The sequence below is a fragment of the Variovorax sp. W1I1 genome (assembly GCF_030815625.1).
GTDB classification, from domain to species: domain Bacteria; phylum Pseudomonadota; class Gammaproteobacteria; order Burkholderiales; family Burkholderiaceae_C; genus Variovorax; species Variovorax paradoxus_C.
On the sequence record NZ_JAUSWZ010000001.1, the window covers coordinates 1,190,039 to 1,206,382 of the forward strand.

Annotated in this window: 17 protein-coding genes; 13 read left to right on the forward strand and 4 right to left on the reverse strand. The window is 67.0% G+C overall.

Translation table 11 applies throughout. The features are described 5' to 3' along the window. Positions 1-7: 7 nt before the first annotated feature. Genes QFZ83_RS05685 through QFZ83_RS05720 form a run of 8 tightly spaced genes read left to right on the forward strand, consistent with a single transcriptional unit; the run spans position 8 to position 8,970 of the window. Positions 8-958: an ABC transporter permease gene (locus tag QFZ83_RS05685; protein WP_013542725.1), complete on the forward strand. Its 951-nt coding sequence runs from the start codon at positions 8-10 to the stop codon at positions 956-958. Beyond that, positions 955-1,839, forward strand: a complete 885-nt coding sequence (locus tag QFZ83_RS05690) for an ABC transporter permease (RefSeq protein ID WP_307503629.1) — start codon at positions 955-957, stop codon at positions 1,837-1,839. The genes QFZ83_RS05685 and QFZ83_RS05690 overlap by 4 nt, the downstream gene beginning before the upstream one ends. 3 nt (positions 1,840-1,842) lie before the next feature. After that, positions 1,843-2,832 (forward strand): ABC transporter ATP-binding protein, encoded by a 990-nt coding sequence (locus QFZ83_RS05695; RefSeq protein ID WP_307503632.1) that lies wholly within the window; start codon positions 1,843-1,845, stop codon positions 2,830-2,832. Continuing rightward, complete coding sequence (locus tag QFZ83_RS05700) at positions 2,829-3,641, forward strand: ATP-binding cassette domain-containing protein (RefSeq protein ID WP_307503635.1); 813 nt, start codon at positions 2,829-2,831, stop codon at positions 3,639-3,641. The genes QFZ83_RS05695 and QFZ83_RS05700 overlap by 4 nt, the downstream gene beginning before the upstream one ends. 43 nt (positions 3,642-3,684) lie before the next feature. After that, positions 3,685-5,178, forward strand: coding sequence for an ABC transporter substrate-binding protein (locus QFZ83_RS05705; protein WP_307503639.1), 1,494 nt, complete (start codon positions 3,685-3,687; stop codon positions 5,176-5,178). A gap of 4 nt (positions 5,179-5,182) precedes the next feature. Beyond that, complete coding sequence (locus tag QFZ83_RS05710) at positions 5,183-6,583, forward strand: amidase (RefSeq protein ID WP_307503642.1); 1,401 nt, start codon at positions 5,183-5,185, stop codon at positions 6,581-6,583. A gap of 25 nt (positions 6,584-6,608) precedes the next feature. Next, complete coding sequence (locus QFZ83_RS05715) at positions 6,609-8,057, forward strand: aldehyde dehydrogenase family protein (protein WP_307503645.1); 1,449 nt, start codon at positions 6,609-6,611, stop codon at positions 8,055-8,057. A gap of 4 nt (positions 8,058-8,061) precedes the next feature. Then, positions 8,062-8,970, forward strand: a complete 909-nt coding sequence (locus QFZ83_RS05720; RefSeq protein WP_307503648.1) for an NAD(P)-dependent oxidoreductase — start codon at positions 8,062-8,064, stop codon at positions 8,968-8,970. A 21-nt stretch (positions 8,971-8,991) separates the two neighbouring features. Here QFZ83_RS05720 and QFZ83_RS05725 read toward each other — a convergent pair whose 3' ends face one another. Then, positions 8,992-9,879, reverse strand: coding sequence for a LysR family transcriptional regulator (locus QFZ83_RS05725; RefSeq protein WP_013542717.1), 888 nt, complete (start codon positions 9,877-9,879; stop codon positions 8,992-8,994). 8 nt (positions 9,880-9,887) lie between these two features. Then, positions 9,888-10,010, reverse strand: a complete 123-nt coding sequence (locus QFZ83_RS05730) for a hypothetical protein (RefSeq protein WP_307503650.1) — start codon at positions 10,008-10,010, stop codon at positions 9,888-9,890. Positions 10,011-10,078: 68 nt separating this feature from the next. On the opposite strand from QFZ83_RS05730, the gene QFZ83_RS05735 reads away from it, so the two are divergent. The 3 genes from QFZ83_RS05735 (at position 10,079) to QFZ83_RS05745 (ending at position 13,331) form a co-directional block, all read left to right on the forward strand. Further along, the gene (locus QFZ83_RS05735; protein ID WP_307503653.1) at positions 10,079-10,546 is read left to right on the forward strand and encodes a hypothetical protein; all 468 of its coding nucleotides are present in this window, start codon (positions 10,079-10,081) and stop codon (positions 10,544-10,546) included. Positions 10,547-10,629: 83 nt separating this feature from the next. After that, entirely contained in the window at positions 10,630-12,459 is a 1,830-nt protein-coding gene (locus QFZ83_RS05740; protein ID WP_307503655.1) for a bifunctional UDP-sugar hydrolase/5'-nucleotidase, read from the forward strand. A 287-nt stretch (positions 12,460-12,746) separates the two neighbouring features. Beyond that, on the forward strand, positions 12,747-13,331 hold the full coding sequence (locus QFZ83_RS05745) for a YSC84-related protein (protein WP_306882821.1): 585 nt from the start codon (positions 12,747-12,749) through the stop codon (positions 13,329-13,331). A gap of 31 nt (positions 13,332-13,362) precedes the next feature. Here QFZ83_RS05745 and QFZ83_RS05750 read toward each other — a convergent pair whose 3' ends face one another. Together QFZ83_RS05750 and QFZ83_RS05755 are read right to left on the reverse strand one after the other, a co-directional pair. Beyond that, a complete protein-coding gene (locus QFZ83_RS05750) occupies positions 13,363-14,208 on the reverse strand; it encodes a plasmid replication/partition related protein (protein WP_307503658.1) in 846 nt (281 codons plus the stop codon). After that, positions 14,205-15,170 (reverse strand): 4'-phosphopantetheinyl transferase superfamily protein, encoded by a 966-nt coding sequence (locus tag QFZ83_RS05755; RefSeq protein WP_307503661.1) that lies wholly within the window; start codon positions 15,168-15,170, stop codon positions 14,205-14,207. Before QFZ83_RS05755 ends, QFZ83_RS05750 begins: the two co-directional genes overlap by 4 nt. Positions 15,171-15,331: 161 nt before the next feature. On the opposite strand from QFZ83_RS05755, the gene QFZ83_RS05760 reads away from it, so the two are divergent. Both QFZ83_RS05760 and QFZ83_RS05765 read left to right on the forward strand, forming a co-directional pair. Continuing rightward, positions 15,332-15,871, forward strand: coding sequence for a sigma-70 family RNA polymerase sigma factor (locus QFZ83_RS05760; RefSeq protein ID WP_013542711.1), 540 nt, complete (start codon positions 15,332-15,334; stop codon positions 15,869-15,871). 127 nt (positions 15,872-15,998) lie between these two features. After that, positions 15,999-16,247: a DUF4880 domain-containing protein gene (locus QFZ83_RS05765; RefSeq protein WP_307503665.1), complete on the forward strand. Its 249-nt coding sequence runs from the start codon at positions 15,999-16,001 to the stop codon at positions 16,245-16,247. Positions 16,248-16,344: the final 97 nt, after the last annotated feature.

Consider the following 16,344-nt stretch of genomic DNA (forward strand, 5'->3'; position numbering starts at 1 on the left):
CCGATAGATGGGCCTCTTCCTGCTCAAGCGCCTGGCCACGCTGGTCGGCACGCTGATCGGCGCGTCGGTCATCGTGTTCCTCGTCCTGGAGATCCTGCCCGGCAACGCCGCGCAGATGCTCATGGGCCCCGATGCCTCGCCCGATGCGGTGGCGGCACTCGCCACCAAGCTGGGCCTCGACCAGCCGGCGTGGACGCGCTACTGGCACTGGATCGGCGGCATCCTCACCGGCAACCTCGGCGACAGCTATGCCTACGGCTCGCCGGTGCTCGACCTGATCCTCGAACGCCTCGCGCTCACCGTGCCGCTGGCCGTTCTCGCGATGACGCTCACCACCGTGCTCGCGCTCGTCGTGGGCGTGACGGCGGCCGCGCGCCACAACAAGATGGGTGATGTCGGCCTCATGGGCATGACGCAGGTGGGCATCGCGATCCCGAACTTCTGGTTCGCGATCCTCTTGATCCTCGTGTTCTCGGTGAAGCTGCAGTGGTTCTCCGCGGGCGGCTTCGATGGATGGGGCGAGGGCGTGCTGGGTGGCGTGAAGTCGCTGCTGCTGCCGGCGCTGTCTCTCGCGGTGGTGCAGGCCGCGATCCTCGCGCGGATCACGCGTTCGGCGGTGCTCGAAGTGATGCGCGAAGATTTCGTGCGCACCGCCCGCGCCAAGGGCGTGTCGCAGCGCGCCGTGCTGTGGCTGCACGTGCTGCGCAACGCGATGATTCCCGTCATCACCGTGATGGGCATGCAGTTCTCCGAACTGCTCGCGGGCACCATCGTGATCGAGAACGTGTTCTACCTGCCGGGTCTCGGCCGGCTGATCTTCCAGGCCATCAGCAACCGCGACCTCGTCGTCGTGCGCAACTGCGTGATGTTGCTCGCGGCGCTTGTCGTCATCGTGAATTTCGTGGTCGACGTGCTCTATGCCGTGATCGACCCGCGCATCAAGGCGAGCGACATATGAACACCATCACCGCTCCCGCGGTTCCCAGCGCAGCCGCGCTCACCATGCCGGGCTTCTGGCGCCGTGCGCGGCACCACCGCAGCTTCGTCATCGGCGCCGTCCTCGCGCTGCTGCTGCTCCTGGCTGCGCTCGTGTCGTTCGTGTGGACGCCGTGGTCGCCGTACGAGATGGACATGGCCAGCAAGATGCAGGCGCCCTCGGCCGCGCACTGGCTGGGCACCGACGCCTTCGGGCGCGACGTGGCCTCGCTGCTGCTCGTCGGCGCGCGCGCTTCCATCCTCGTGGGCGTGATCGCCGTGGGCATCGGCCTCGTGGTCGGCACGGCGCTCGGTTTGCTGGCGGCCGCACGGCGCGGCTGGGTCGAGGAGGCGATCATGCGTTTCGCCGATTTCTCGCTGGCGTTCCCCGCGATCCTCTCGGCCATCATGATGACGGCGGTGTTCGGCGCGGGCATCGTCAACGCCATCGTCGCGATCGGCATCTACAACATCCCGACCTTCGCACGCATCACACGCGCCTCGGCGAACGCTATCTGGTCGCGCGAATACATCGCTGCGGCACGCGCCTGCGGCAAGGGTTCGTTCTCGATCACGATGCAGCATGTGCTGCCGAACATCTCGGCCGTGCTGATCGTGCAGATCACCATCCGCTTCGCCATCGCGATCCTCGCGGAGGCGGCGCTCTCTTACCTCGGCCTAGGCACGCAGCCGCCGCAGCCTTCGTGGGGCCGCATGCTCAGTGAGGCGCAGACGCTCATGTTCCAGCAGCCGCTGCTGGCGGTGTTCCCCGGCATGGCCATCGCGCTGGCGGTGCTCGGCCTCAACCTGCTCGGCGACGGTCTGCGCGACCTGCTCGACCCGCGCCTCGCACGGGCCCGCTGAACCATGCCTCTTCTCGAAGTCAACGACCTGCGCATCAGCCTGCAGACGCAGCGCGGCCCCGCCGAAGCGGTGCGCGGCATTTCCTTTTCCCTGGAGCGCGGCGAAACGCTGGGCATCGTGGGCGAGTCGGGCTGTGGCAAGTCGATCACCGTGATGTCGCTCATGGGGCTTCTGCCCTCGACCGCGAAGGTCGGCGGCAGCATCCGCCTCGACGGGCAGGAGCTCGTCGGGTTGCCCGAGAAGGCGATGTGCCAGATTCGCGGCAACCGCATCGGCATGATCTTCCAGGAGCCGATGACGGCACTGAACCCGGTGCACACCATCGCGCGTCAGGTCGGCGAGCCGCTGCGGCTGCATCGCGGGCTTTCGAAGGCCGAGGCGCGAAAGGAAGCACTGGGCCTGCTGGAGCGCGTGGGAATTCCCGACGCCGCCTCGCGGCTCGACGCCTACCCGCACCAGTTCTCTGGCGGCCAGCGCCAGCGCATCGGCATCGCGATGGCGCTCGCCTGCGGCCCCGACCTCCTGATTGCCGACGAGCCCACCACCGCGCTCGACGTGACCATCCAGAAGCAGGTGCTGGACCTGATCCAGAGCCTGGTCGCCGAGATGGGCATGGCGCTCATCCTGATTTCGCACGACCTCGGCGTGATCGCCAACAGCGTGCAGCGCATGCTCGTGATGTACGGCGGCAGCATGGTCGAGAGCGGCCCGACGAAGGCCGTGTTCGCCGAGCGCGCGCATCCCTACACGCGCGGCCTGTTTGCTGCTCGTCCGGTGCTCGGTGCGCCGCGAACCGGCCGCCTTGCCACCATCCGCGGCAGCGTCCCTGAGTTGGTGGACCTGCCGCGCGGCTGCGCGTTCGCAGGGCGTTGCAGCTTCACGGCCGACATGTGCTACACGACGAAGCCGCCGCTGGCCATGAAGCCGAGCGGCCATGCGGTGCGGTGCCTCCGTCTCGAAGAAATCGCGGCGCAAAGCGCTGTTCCTGCATGAGCAGATCCGCCACAACCCAACCGCTGCTGCAGGTGACCAACCTAGTGCGGCACTACGACCTGCCGCGCGAAAAACTCTTCGCACCGCCGCCGACCGTCAAGGCGCTCAACGGCGTGAGCTTCAAGGTCGAAGCCGGCCGCAGCCTCGGCATCGTCGGCGAATCGGGCTCGGGAAAGTCGACCATCGCGCGCTTGGTGATGGCGCTCGACACGCCCACTTCGGGCAGCGTGAAGCTGCTTGGGCGGGATCTGCACACGCTGCCGAAGAGCGAGTTGCGCAACGCGCGACGCGATTTTCAGATGGTCTTTCAAGACCCCTACGGCTCGCTCGACCCGCGCCAGACCGTCGCGCGCATCGTCGCCGAACCGCTCGAAGCATTGGCCGAGGTTTCCCGCAAGGAACAACGCGAGCGCGCCGCCGAATCGCTCGCCGCCGTGGGCCTGCGCACCACCGACATGGACAAGTACCCGCACGAGTTCTCGGGCGGACAAAGACAGCGCATCGCCATCGCGCGTGCGCTCATCACGCGGCCCAAGCTCATCGTCGCCGACGAACCCGTCAGCGCGCTCGACGTGTCGGTGCAAGCGCAGGTGCTCAACCTGATGCAAGACCTGCAGCAGCAGTTCGGCATCAGCTACCTGCTCATCAGCCACGACCTCGCAGTGGTCAACCACCTGTGCGATGACGTCGCCGTCGTCTTCAAGGGCCAGATCGTGGAGCAGGGCGCGCCAGGCCACCTGTTTCGCCACGCGCAGCACCCCTACACGCGGACGCTGCTGTCCGCGGTCTTGCAGACACCCGCCGGTTGAGCCGCGCGGGGTCGTTTCCCCTTACTTTCAGGAGAGATATCGAATGTTGAAGCGACGCACCCTCATGGGCACCGCGATGGCCGCGGCGATCCCGGGCGCCTTTCTCCCGCTGGCGCAGGCGCAGACGGGCAAGAACACGTTGAACATCGGCATGCCGCTGGAACCGCCGGGCCTGGACCCGACCGCCGGTGCCGCATCGGCCATTGCCGAGATCACGCAATACAACATCTTCGAGACGCTCACCAAGGTCAACGCCGACGGCTCGGTCACGCCGATGCTCGCGGAGAGCTGGTCGTCGTCGCCCGACATGAAGACCTTCGTCTTCAAGCTGCGCCGCGGCGTGCGCTTCGAGAACGGGCAGCCCTTCAACGCCGCCACGGTCAAGTTCTCGTTCGACCGTGCGGGCGGCGCCAAGAGCACGAACAAGGACAAGCGCTTTTTCAGCGAGATCGGCACCGTGGTGCTCGACGAATACACGGTGGGCGTCAACAGCACGCTGTCGAATCCCGACCTGCCGTTCATGCTGGGCCAGTCCACGGCCTGCATCGTCGAGCCCAAGAGCGCTGAGACGAACGCGACCGCGCCCATCGGCACCGGCCCCTACAAGCTGGCCGCATGGCAGCGCGGCGCCTCGTGCACGCTGGTGAAGTCGCCGACGTACCGCGACCCGGGCCTCGCGAAGGTCGAGAAGTTCGTCTTCCGCTTCATGTCCGACACCGCCGCGCAGACTGCGGCGCTGATGGCGAACGACATCGACATCTTCCCGCGCGCGGGCACCCGCTCGGTCGCGCAGTTCAAGGGCAACCCGCGCTTCCAGGTGCTGGAGGTGGGCACGCGCGGCAAGGTGATCCTCACCATCAACAACCGCAAGAAGCCGCTGGACGACGTGCGCGTGCGCCGCGCGATCCTGGCGGCGCTGGACCGCAACACGATCATCCAAGGCGCAGCCGACGGTTTCGGCAAGCCCATCGGCAGCCACTACGCGATGGGCGCGCCGGGCTTCATCGACACGACCGCGATGAACCCCTACGACATCGAGAAGGCCAAGCGCCTGCTGGCAGAAGCCGGCGTGAAGACGCCGCTCGAGTTGCGCCTGACGCTGCCGCCGCCTTCGTACGCACGGCAGGGCGGCGAGATGATCGCCGCGCAACTGGCGCAGATCGGCATCCACGTGAAGATCCAGAACGTCGAGTGGGCGCAGTGGCTGAGCGGCACCTTCGGCGGCGCGCACGACTTCGACTTGACGATGGTTGCGCACGTCGAACCCTTCGACCTGGTGAAGTACACCGAGCCCGACTATTACTGGGGCTACGACTCGAAGAAGTTCCGCGACACATTCGTCGCGATCCAGAACGAAGAGAACAAGAAGCGCCGCGCCGATCTGCTGGCCGACGCGCAACGCCAACTGGCGACCGACGCCGTCAACGGCTTTCTCTACCAGGCTGTGTTTCCCACCATCGCGCGCAAGGAGGTCAAGGGCCTGTGGGCGAGCATGCCGATCGTGGTGAACGACCTGGCCGCGATTTCCTGGAGCTGATGCCATGACGAAACCTCTGTATGCCCTGAGCGCGGCCGAGCTCGGCACGGCCTATCGCAGCAAGGAACTCTCGCCGGTCGAGGTGGTGCACGCGGTCAACGAACGCATCGCGGCGCTGGAGCCGAAGCTGCACGCGACCTGGCTCTTCCGCCCAGAGTTCGCGCTCGAACAGGCGCGAGCTTCCGAAGCGCGCTGGCTGGCCGGCACGCCGCGCGGCGCGCTCGACGGCGTGCCCGTGACCATCAAGGACAACCTCGCGACAGCGGGCGACCCGATGCCGTTGGGCACCGCGTCCTACGACCTCGTGCCGATGCCGGAGGATTCGCCGCCGGCCGCGCGCCTGAAGGAAGACGGCACGGTGCTCGTCGCCAAGACCACGATGCCCGACGTCGGCATGCTGTCGTCCGGCCTCTCGACCTTTCACGAACTCTCGCGCAACCCGTGGGACCTGTCGCGCACGCCGGGCGGCTCCAGTGCGGGGGCAGGTGCGGCCGCTGCCGCGGGCTATGGCCCGCTGCACGCGGGCACCGACATCGGCGGGTCGCTCCGCCTGCCCGCGAGCTGGTGCGGCATCTTCACGCTCAAGCCCAGCTTCGGCCGCATTCCGCTGAGCACGCCCTACATGGGCCGCTGCGCCGGGCCGATGACGCGCACGGTGGAAGACGCGGCGCTGATGATGCAGTCCGTCGCGCAGCCCGACAGCCGCGACTACTCCGAGCTGCCGCCGCCCGCCATCGACTGGCTGGCCTTTGATGTCGATGCCTCCTTCCTCGCGGGCAAGCGCGTGGGCCTCCTGATGGACGCGGGCTGCGGGCTGCCGCTCGATCCGCAGATCCGCAAGGCGGTGCTCGCTGCCGCGAAGAAGATCGAGGCGGCCGGCGCCCACGTCGAGGAAATGAAGCCCTTCATGACGCCGAAGATGCTGCAGGGCATGGACCACTTCTGGCGCATGCGTTCGCTGGGCGACCTGCGCGCCATGGCGCCCGAGCGCCGCGCGAAGATGCTGCCCTACATCGATGCCTGGGCCGAAAGCGCGGCTGGCTTCTCGGGCGAGCACATCTTCGATGCCTACACCCAGTTCGTGGCCACGCGCGCCGCCACCGTCGCCGCGACCGTGGGCTTCGACTTCGTGATCTCGCCGGTGTCGCCCAACATGCCCGCACCCGCGGAGCACGCCTCGCCGACGAACGACCCGCTGCGCTCGCTGGAGCACATCGGCTTCACCGTGCCCTACAACATGTCGGAGCAGCCGGCGTCGTCGGTCAACTGCGGCTACTCCGATGCGGGCTTGCCCATCGGCTTGCAGGTGGCGGGTCGCCGGTTCGACGACCTGGGCGTGCTGCAGTTCAGCCGCGCCTTCGAGCTGATCCGCGACGCGCAGAAGCCCTGGCCCGAATTGCAGTGATCCGCCTGCCAAGAGGAGACAAGAAATGACAGCAACCCATTACATCGACGGCGGCCGCGTGGCGTCACAAGGCACCGAAACCATCGCCGTGATCGACCCGAGCGACGGCCAGCGTTTCGGCGAGATCGCACGCGGCAACGCAGCCGACGTGGACGCCGCGGTCCGCGCCGCACGCAAGGCCATGGGCGAGAACTTCGACGGCCCCTGGGGCGCGATGACCGCGCTGGAACGCGGCCGCCTGCTCGCGAAGCTCGGCGCCGCGGTGATGCAGCACCACGAGGAGCTTGCGCAGCTCGAAGCGCGCGACACCGGCAAGGCGCTGCGTGTGGCGCGCAACGACGCGACCGCGCTCGCGCGCTACTTCGAGTACTACGCCGGTGCCTGCGACAAGCTGCACGGCGACACGCTGCCCTACGAGCGCGGCTACACGGTGCTGACGGTGCGCATGCCACACGGCGTGACCGGGCACATCATTCCCTGGAACTACCCGATGCAGATCGCGGGCCGCAGCGTGGGCGCTTCGCTGGCCGCGGGCAACGCCTGCGTGGTCAAGCCGGCGGAGGACGCGAGCCTCTCGCTGCTGCGCCTCGCGGAAATCGCGACCGAGGTGGGCTTTCCCGCCGGCGCGCTCAATGTGGTGACGGGCTACGGCAAGGAGGCGGGCGCCGCGCTGTGCGCGCATCCGGGCATCGACCACATCTCGTTCACCGGTTCGACCGTCACGGGCCGTAGCGTCGGCCTCGCGGCGGCCGAGCGGCATTGCCCCGTCACCCTGGAGCTGGGCGGCAAGTCGCCGCAGCTCGTCTTCGCCGATGCCGACCTCGATGCGGCCGTGCCCGTGCTGCTCAACGCGATCATCCAGAACGCCGGCCAGACCTGCTCGGCAGGCAGCCGCGTGCTGGTCGAGCAATCGGTGTACGAAGAAGTCGTGAAGCGGCTGGCCGAGCGCTTCTCGGCCGTGCGTTCGGGCCCGCCCGCCGACGACCTGGACATGGGCCCGCTCATCAACGAAAAGCAGTTCCGCCAGGTGCGCGACATGGTTGCGACCGCCGAGGCGAGCGGCGTGAAGGTGGCGGCGCGCGGCACGGTGTCTTCGAACGCATCTGCAAATGGCTACTACCAGGAGGCCGTGCTGTTCCGCGATGTGCCCATGGACAGCGAACTCGCGCAGCGCGAAGTCTTCGGCCCCGTGCTGGCCGTGATGCCCTTCGCCGACGAGGCCGAGGCGATTCGCCTTGCCAACGGCACCGACTTCGGCCTGGTGGCCGGCGTCTGGACCCGCGACGGCGCGCGGCAATTGCGCGTGGCGAACAAGCTGCACTGCGGTCAGGTCTTCATCAACAACTACGGTGCGGCGGGTGGCGTGGAACTGCCGTTCGGCGGCGTCAAATCGAGTGGCTTCGGTCGCGAGAAGGGTTTCGAAGCCCTGCTAGGCTTCACGACCCTCAAGACCATCGCCATCAAACACGGATGAATCCATGAACACGAACGCACAACAAGTACAAGAGCCCCGCCGCGTCGGCCTGGTCGGCGTCGGCCTGATGGGCAGCGGCATCGCGCAGAACATCGTCAAGCACGGCCACAAGCTGACCATCCTCGATCACCCCGGCAACCAGCCCGTGGGTGCGCTGCTCGCGGCGGGCGCCACTGCTGTGTCGGACGTGACGGCACTGGCCGCCGATGTCGACGTGCTGATCCTCTGCGTCACCGGCACGCCGCAAGTCGAGGCCGTGATGCTGGGCAAGGATGGAAAGGGAGGCGCGCTGACCAGCCTGCGCCCCGGCACCGTGGTGATCGACTGCTCGACCGCCGTGCCCGACTCCACCACCAAGGTCGCGCAAGCCGTGCTGGCCAAGGGCGGCAAGTTCCTCGATGCGCCGATGACGCGCACCGCCAAGGAAGCCGCCGAAGGCAGGCTCAACCTGCTGGTGGGCGGCGATGCGGATGTGCTGGCCTCGTGCCTGCCGCTCCTGCGCTGCTTTGCCGAGAACATCACGCACGTGGGCGGCATCGGCGCGGGCCATGCGATGAAGCTGCTGCACAACTTCGTCTCGCTCGGCACCGTCGCGCTGCTGTGCGAAGCGGCCGCCTGCGCGGAGCGCGCGGGCGTGGCGCCCGATGTGTTCATCGATGTGCTCGCCAAGGGCGGCGGCAACGGTGTGGCGCTGGAACGCGTCAAGCCCAAGCTGCTGACCGGCAGCACCGATTCGCTGAAGTTCTCGATGGCCAATGCCAAGAAGGACCTGGGCTACTACAACGACATGGCGCAGCAATCGTCGGCCAGCCACGGCATCGCAGAGGCCGTCGAGAAGCTTCTGACCCACGGCATCGACACCTTCGGCCCCGACCGCATGGTGCTCGACCTGGTGGAAGCGCTGAAGAAGTAAAGGACGCGCCCGTGCCTCGCGCTACGGCACGTAGCGCGAGAGCAGGTGATCGACCAGGCGGCGCTGCGGAAACGTCAGGGTCTCCTGCCGCGTGCAGAGGTACATGCGGCGCGACGCCCAGGCGTCGGACAGATTCAAAAATCGCAGGCCCATCTCCTTGCGGTAGGTGGCCGCCGCGCCCTCGGGCAGGATGCCCACGCCCATGCCGGCTTCGATCATGCGGCACACCGCCTCGAAGCTCTTGACCTTCACGCGCAGGCGCAGCACCTTGCGCGCGGCGACCGCCGCATCCTCGATGGTGCGGGCGATGGCCGAGTCGTTTTCCAGACCCACGAAATCGAAGTCGAGCAACTCCGCGAACGACACCTCGCGGTTGCGGTACGGGTGCTTGCGATGGACGATGGCCACCAGCCTGTCCATGCGGTAGGGAATGAAGTTGAGCGTCGTGTCCGCGGTGTCGCCGGTGATCACGCCGACATCGGCCTGCCGGTCGCGGATCGCCTGCACGATCCACACGCTGCGGTGCTCCTCCACGTCGACGCGAATCTCGGGATAGCTGCGGCGAAAGCTCGCCACGTCGTCGGGCAGGAACTGGCCCATGGCCGATGCATTGGCCTGCAGCCGCACGCGGCCGGTCGCACCCTGTGCGTAGTCCGAAAGATCGGCGCGCATGCGATCGACGTCGCGCAGGATGAGCCGCGCATGGATGGCCAGCGACTCGCCCGCACCGGTCACCGTCACGCCCTTGGAGGTGCGCTGGAAAAGCGGCACGCCGAACTCGGTCTCGAGGATGCGGATGCGGCGGCTCGCGGCCGACAGCACCATGTGGTGCTCCTCGGCAGCCTTCGAGAGGCTGCCGGATTCGAGGGCGCTCAGGAAGAGCGCGAGGGAATCGAGGTCGGGCCGCATTGGTCCGTTCAGTGCAGGGTGATAGCCAGCGAGTGGAAGAGGGCCTCGAACTCGGCAGGGCCGCGGACAGGGCGGTCGGCGGGCCAAAGCGCGGCCTTGTCGTAATGGGCGAGCAGGGCTTCGGGGGTCATCGAATCAGTCTACCTGCGACGAGGGGACGGTCACAACCGTGTCACGCGGCGCATGGCACCCTCGCGGCTTGGAACCACCACGCCGCATTCACCTGCGACCCGCCCTCATCGCATCGGCGGTTGCCTGCCTGATTGTCCTGGCCGCCGCATGGCACTTCACCGCGAGAACCTCGCAAGCGACAGGCCCGCCGCTCGAGATCCGATGGCACGGCAACGGCATCATCCTGCAGGGCCAGGTGAGAGACGTAGCCACGCAGCGCGCACTGGCCGAAGGCGCGGCCGCACGGCTCGGCGGGGAGGCCGACCAGGTGGTGGACTGGCTCGACATCGTGCCTTCCGCAATGCCGGTGGCGGACGCCGCGGCGCTCGCCGAACTCATTCTTCTCGGGCAGGAAGGCTGGCACCTGCAGCGGCGGCCGAAGGACGGATGGCTGGCTGTGCAGTCGCTCACCGACGAGCGCAGCGCGAAAGCTCGCACGCTGCTGCGCACTGCGTTCGGTCCCGGGGTTTCGATGGAGCTAGTGGCGCTTCCCTGAGTCCCGTAGGGACGAGGGACGGTCACGCCGTCGTCATGTCGTGTTGCCAGCATGCGCTGCATTCCAAACGGAGGAGAAGATCCATGCATGCATCGCTGAAACATCTCGCGCTCGCGGGTGTCGTCCTGGCCACCTTGTCCGCTTGTGGCGGCAGTGGCAGTTCGAGCAACTTCTTTCCCTTTCTTCCGTCGGCACCACCGCCCGCACCGGTGCCTCCGCCTGCTCCGGCCACGCCCGGCAGCATCGACGTGAAGCTCATCGCCTTCAACGACCTGCACGGCAACCTCGAGCCGCCCAAGCTCTCGATCACCGCGCCTGCTGCCGGCGGCGGCACCGTGCCGGTGCCCGCGGGCGGCGCGGCCTACCTGGCCTCGGCCGTCGCATCGCTCAAGGCGAAGAACGAGAACAACGCGGTGGTATCGGCCGGCGACATGATCGGCGCCTCGCCGCTGGTGTCGGCGCTGTTTCTCGACGAGTCGACCATCGAGGCGGTGAACGCGATGAAGATCGATTTCAACGCCGTCGGCAACCACGAGTTCGACAAGGGCCAGACCGAACTGCTGCGCATGAAGAACGGCGGCTGCGCCAAGAACACCGCGCTCGAACCGTGCCGGGTGAACAAGGCCTTCCCGGGCGCGAACTTCGGCTTTCTCGCGGCCAACACGGTGAAGACCGACGGCAAGACGCTGTTCCCCGCCACCGGCATGAAGAGCTTCACCAAGGACGGTGCCACGGTGAAGGTCGCCTTCATCGGCATGACGCTCAAGGGCACGCCCAACATCGTGACGCCCGCCGGCGTTGCGGGCCTGAGCTTCAAGGATGAGGCAGATACGGCCAACGCGCTGATCCCGCAACTGAAGGCGCAGGGCGCGGACGCCATCGTCGTGGTGATCCACGAGGGGGGCACCACCACCGTCGGCTACAACGACAAGAGCTGCGCCGGTTTGAGCGGCGACATCCTGCCGATCCTGAACAAGCTGGACGCGGCGGTCGATGTGGTGATCTCGGGCCACACGCACCGTTCGTACGTCTGCGACTACGGCAAGACCAACCCGGCCAAGCCCTTCTTGCTGACGAGCGCGGGCCAGTACGGCACGCTGCTGACCGACATCAACCTCACCATCGACACCCGCACCCGCAAGGTGACTGCCAAGGCGGCCGACAACGTGATCGTGCAAGGCGAGGCCTTCACGAGCGGCGCGAACACCGTCGCGCTGACCGACCAGTACCCCGTGTTCGGCAAGAACCAGGAAGTGGCTGCGCTCATCAGCCAGTACCTCGCGATTGCCGGGCCGCTGGTTCAGCGCGTCGTGGGATCGCTCACCGCGACGGCCACGCGCACGCAGGTGGCCTCTAAGGAAAGCGCGCTGGGCAACCTGATCGCCGATGCGCAATTGGCGGCGACCAGCCCGGCCGGCAAGGGCGCGGCGCAGATCGCCTTCATGAACCCGGGCGGTGTGCGCGCCGACCTCGCACCGGCACAGGATGGCAGCGTGACCTACGGGCAGATCTTCGCGGTGCAGCCCTTCGGCAACAGCCTGGTGGTGAAGACGATGACGGGCGCGCAGATCAAGGCGGTGCTCGAGCAGCAGTTCAACAGCGGCTCCAACACGGTGGCCGCGCCGAAGGTGCTGCTGCCCTCGCGCGGCCTGACCTACAGCTACAGCGCCTCGGCGCCCGGCGGCGCGCGCATCGGCAACCTGGCGCTGAACGGCACGGCCATCGATCCGGCGGCGAACTACCGCGTCACGATGAACAGCTTCCTGGCCACCGGGGGCGACAACTTCACCGTGTTCAACCAGGGCACCGACACGCTCGGCGGCGACCAGGACGTGGATGCGCTGGAGGCCTACATCAAGGCGAACAGCCCGCTCGCGCCGCCGGCGACCGACCGCATCACGGTGCTTCCCTGAGCGGGGACGGCCTTGGCCGGGTGATTCGTTGAAGGCGCCTCGGCGATCGCGGCATTGCCGCGACATTGCGTTTCTTGCATCGATGCTGCGGTGCAAAAATCGGGCTCCAGAGCTCTCCTTTTCACCCGGCGGAAGTGCTTGCGCAGGTACGCGGCCTGACTTCGCGTAGGCGAGATTCCCACGTCGGATTTTTCGTGTTTTGGCCGCCGTAGCATGGATCGACCTGCCGCTGCAGGCAGAGAGCTTTACCGCCGATCCATGTTCTTTCTTTTGCAAAGGAATTCATCATGCGCACCATGAACCTCCGCACGCTCGCGCTCTCGTCCGTCGTGGCAGCGTGCAGCCTTGCCTTTGTCGGATGCACCACGACGCGCCCGCAGGCCCAGGGCAGCAGCGCAAGCTCGCGCACATCGATCGATGCACAGGTCGATGCCTCGCTGTCCAAGCTGTACGACACGGTGAAGGGATCGCGCGAACTGGTCGCCAAGTCGAGCGGCGTGCTGGTGTTCCCGGCGGTGGTCGGGGCGAGCCTGGGTGTCGGTGCCGAATATGGGCGCGGCGCTTTGCGCGTGAACGGCCGCACGCAGTCGTACTACAGCACCACCGCGGGCTCGGTGGGCTTCCAGGCTGGCGCGCAATCGAAGGCCGTGATCTACCTCTTCACCACGCAGGCGGCGCTCGACAAGTTCCGCAACAGCAGGGGCTGGACGGCCGGCGCCGATGCCACGGTGGCGCTTGCCACCATCGGCGCCAACGGCAGCGTCGACACCAACACGATCCGGCAGCCGGTGGTGGGCTTCGTGCTGACCAATGTGGGGCTGGAGGCCGGCGTCTCGCTGTCGGGCGCGAAGATCACCGAGATCCAGCTGTAAGAGAGTCGATGGCGGGGCTCGCGCCCCGTCGTCAATCGGCCAACTGCACAGCCAGTTGTGCCTGCAGATCGGCGACCTGCTTGCGCAGGGCGTCGTTCTCGCGCGTGAGTTCGGCCACGCGATGCTCCAGTGCTTCGACCGCATCGGGCTTGGCGGACTGATCGTTCGATGCGGACTCGGGCGATTCTTCGCGCGGCTTGCGCTTGGCCTCGCGCACGCGCTTGGCGGCCTGCTTGAGTTCGTCCTTGCCCGCGTTCGCCGCGGAAACTTGTTCTTCGGCGGGCAGGCTTGCCACGGCCGCGGCGGTGTTGATCGAGATCACACCCGACTTCACGGCCGCCACCAGTTCGGGCGCAGCCTGCTTCTGGATCTTCTCGATCATCACGACCTGGCTGCTGCTCAGGCGCGCGGCCTTGGCGATGGACTCGCGGCTGTTCAGCGGCGCGGGCGGCGGCAGGGCGTTGGCGTTGTCGGCGGAGGATTCGCCGGCGGGTGTGTCGACATCGAAAGGCGGATCGTCCGATGACGACGTTTCCGACAGCGCGCGGGAGCGTTGGTCGTCGACGATGACTTTCTTGCGCAGTGCCAGCACGCCGCGCTGGTAGTCCGAGATGCTGCGCCGGCCGAGGTGCTGGTCGATCATCCAGAGGTGCACGTCCTCCATGGTCTTGAAGTGCGTGTTCTGCACCGTCTGGAACGGCAGGCCGTGCTTCTGGCAGATGCCGTAGCGGTGGTGGCCGTCCACCAGTACGTCGCCCCACAGCACCAGCGCGTCGCGGCAGCCCTCGGTGAGGATGCTGCGCTCCAGCGCCGCATATTCCTCCGGCGACATGGGATCGATATAGGCTTTGAGTTCTTCGTTGACGACGATGTTCATGAGGGAGGGATCGGGGAAAGGGGCGAAATTCTAGATGCGCGCGTCGTGCGGACTTCCACCTCGCGCTCCCATTGCAGGGGCGCTGTTTCGTGGCAAACGATGCGCGCGTCGGTCGAGGTGCAGAGGGCCACCATGTGGTCGGGCGTGGCCTGCAGTTGCTGGAAATGCCATGCGGCGTTGCCATGCGGATCGGCGAGCGCGAATCCGACGTCGCCGGGGGTGTCGAGCGCAAAAGCGAAACTGTCGAGCGGTATCTGCAGGCCCATGCCGCGTGCCTTGATGTAGCTTTCCTTCAAGGTCCAGAGTTCGAAGAAGCGGTGTGGCTGCAAGGCGGTTGGCAATGCACCCAGTGACTTGGCCTCGGCTGCTGCGAAGAAGTGATCGACGGCCTCGAGCACGGCGGGGCGGCGGATGTTCTCGACATCGACACCGAGCTCGATATTGCGGGCAATCGCCAGCACGATGAGGCCGGCGGTGTGGCTCACGTTGAAGTCCAGGCCGCGTGTTTCTTCGATGTCCGGGCTGACATCGATGCGGGGGCGGCCGAAGGGGCCACTGGCGAAGCGCCAGTTCTGCGCCCCGATCGGTGCGTAGCGCGAGAGGATCGTGCGCACCAGCACTCGGGTCAGCAGGTAGCGGTACCGGTCGCGCGGGAAGTGGAAGCGATCTTTTTGTTGCAGCTCCTGCGGCGTCAACAGTGCGCGGTAGGTGGCATCGAGCGCGGGATCGCCGGAGTCGCCGTGCGGGCAGAACCAGAGATGGATATCGCCCGCGGGCAGAGGAAGGAGGGGAGCGGCGCGATGCATGTTGGGCGTCGGCGCTTCGCCGCAATCTTGTTGTTCAAATGATTGCACGAAGCGCAAGTCGGCTATTATCGCGACCCCCTGTGCCGGGTTCCGCGTTCTCTCGTTGATCGCTCGGCCATCCGATTCGCCGCGGCGGATTTTCTCGGGGCTCCTCATGTCGTTTGTTTGAGTGTCGATCCGGAAGGGTCATGGAAATGCCTCAAAATCCGCCTATAAATAGCAATGATTCTTATTTCGATTTGTGCATCGAAAGTAGTAAATCGGATCTGCGGCCCGTCTCGGCTCGCTCACTGGAACTGGAGGAAGAGGTGTTGAACATGCCGTTGCCGCATTCATCCGAGCCTTCGCTCGCCGAGGTTTTCATCGCCCACCGCGCGCAGCTCTGGCGGGTAGCCCGGAAGATCGTCAACACGGCGGACCTGGCCGACGACGTCGTGCAGGACGCCTACCTGAAGATCGCCGACGGCCCCTGCGTGCGCCAGGCCGAACGTCCCATCGGCTATTGCTGCCAGGTGGTGCGCAACATGGCGCTGGACTACTGCCGTCGCCACCGCGTCGAGGCCAGCTATCGCACCTTCGACGTGGATGTGGAGCTGCTCGACATGCCGACAACCGCTTCGACACCCGACCGCATGATGTGCGAACGCCAGGTGATCACTGCCATCGACAAAGTGCTGGCCGGCCTCTCGCCCCGCACGCGGCTGGTGTTCGAGCTCTACCGTCTCGAGGGCCTCACGCAGCGCGAGATTGCGGCGCGCCTGGGCTGCGCGCTGGGCCTGGTGAACGGGCTGATCGCCGAGGCCGCCAACGCGATCAAGTCATGTGGCCACCTGCTGCTGGAGAGCGACGCGCACTAGCTGCGGCTTCTACGCAGCGGGGCCACCCCGGTTTCCCGCGAGAATGCGCGTTTGGACCGGCCGGGTCCGTTCAACAGTAACGACAGCACCCGGCCTCGACGGACAACGCGAACAGCTGGCTTCACGAATGACACAGGAAACGGGCGATCCCATCTGGAACACCGCATGGGACTGGGTGCAGCGCGAGCACGACAGCGAGAGCTTCGACGAAGCCGCGCGCGCCGAAATGACTGCCTGGCTCCTCGCCGAGCCCGCACACCGCCGGGCCTATGACAAGGCCGCCCGGCTCTGGCTCCTCGCAGGATTCGTCCCGCCAGCCAACCACTTCGGCGACGACCTGCCGGACGACGACGCCGAGCCTCGCGCCGGCAAGTAAAAAACCGCATCCAGCGCGAACGCGTGCCTCCCGCGCGCGTTTCGGCATCGGCACGCCTGCGGCGCTCGCCGTCCTGCCGTGAAAAATGAACAGATCG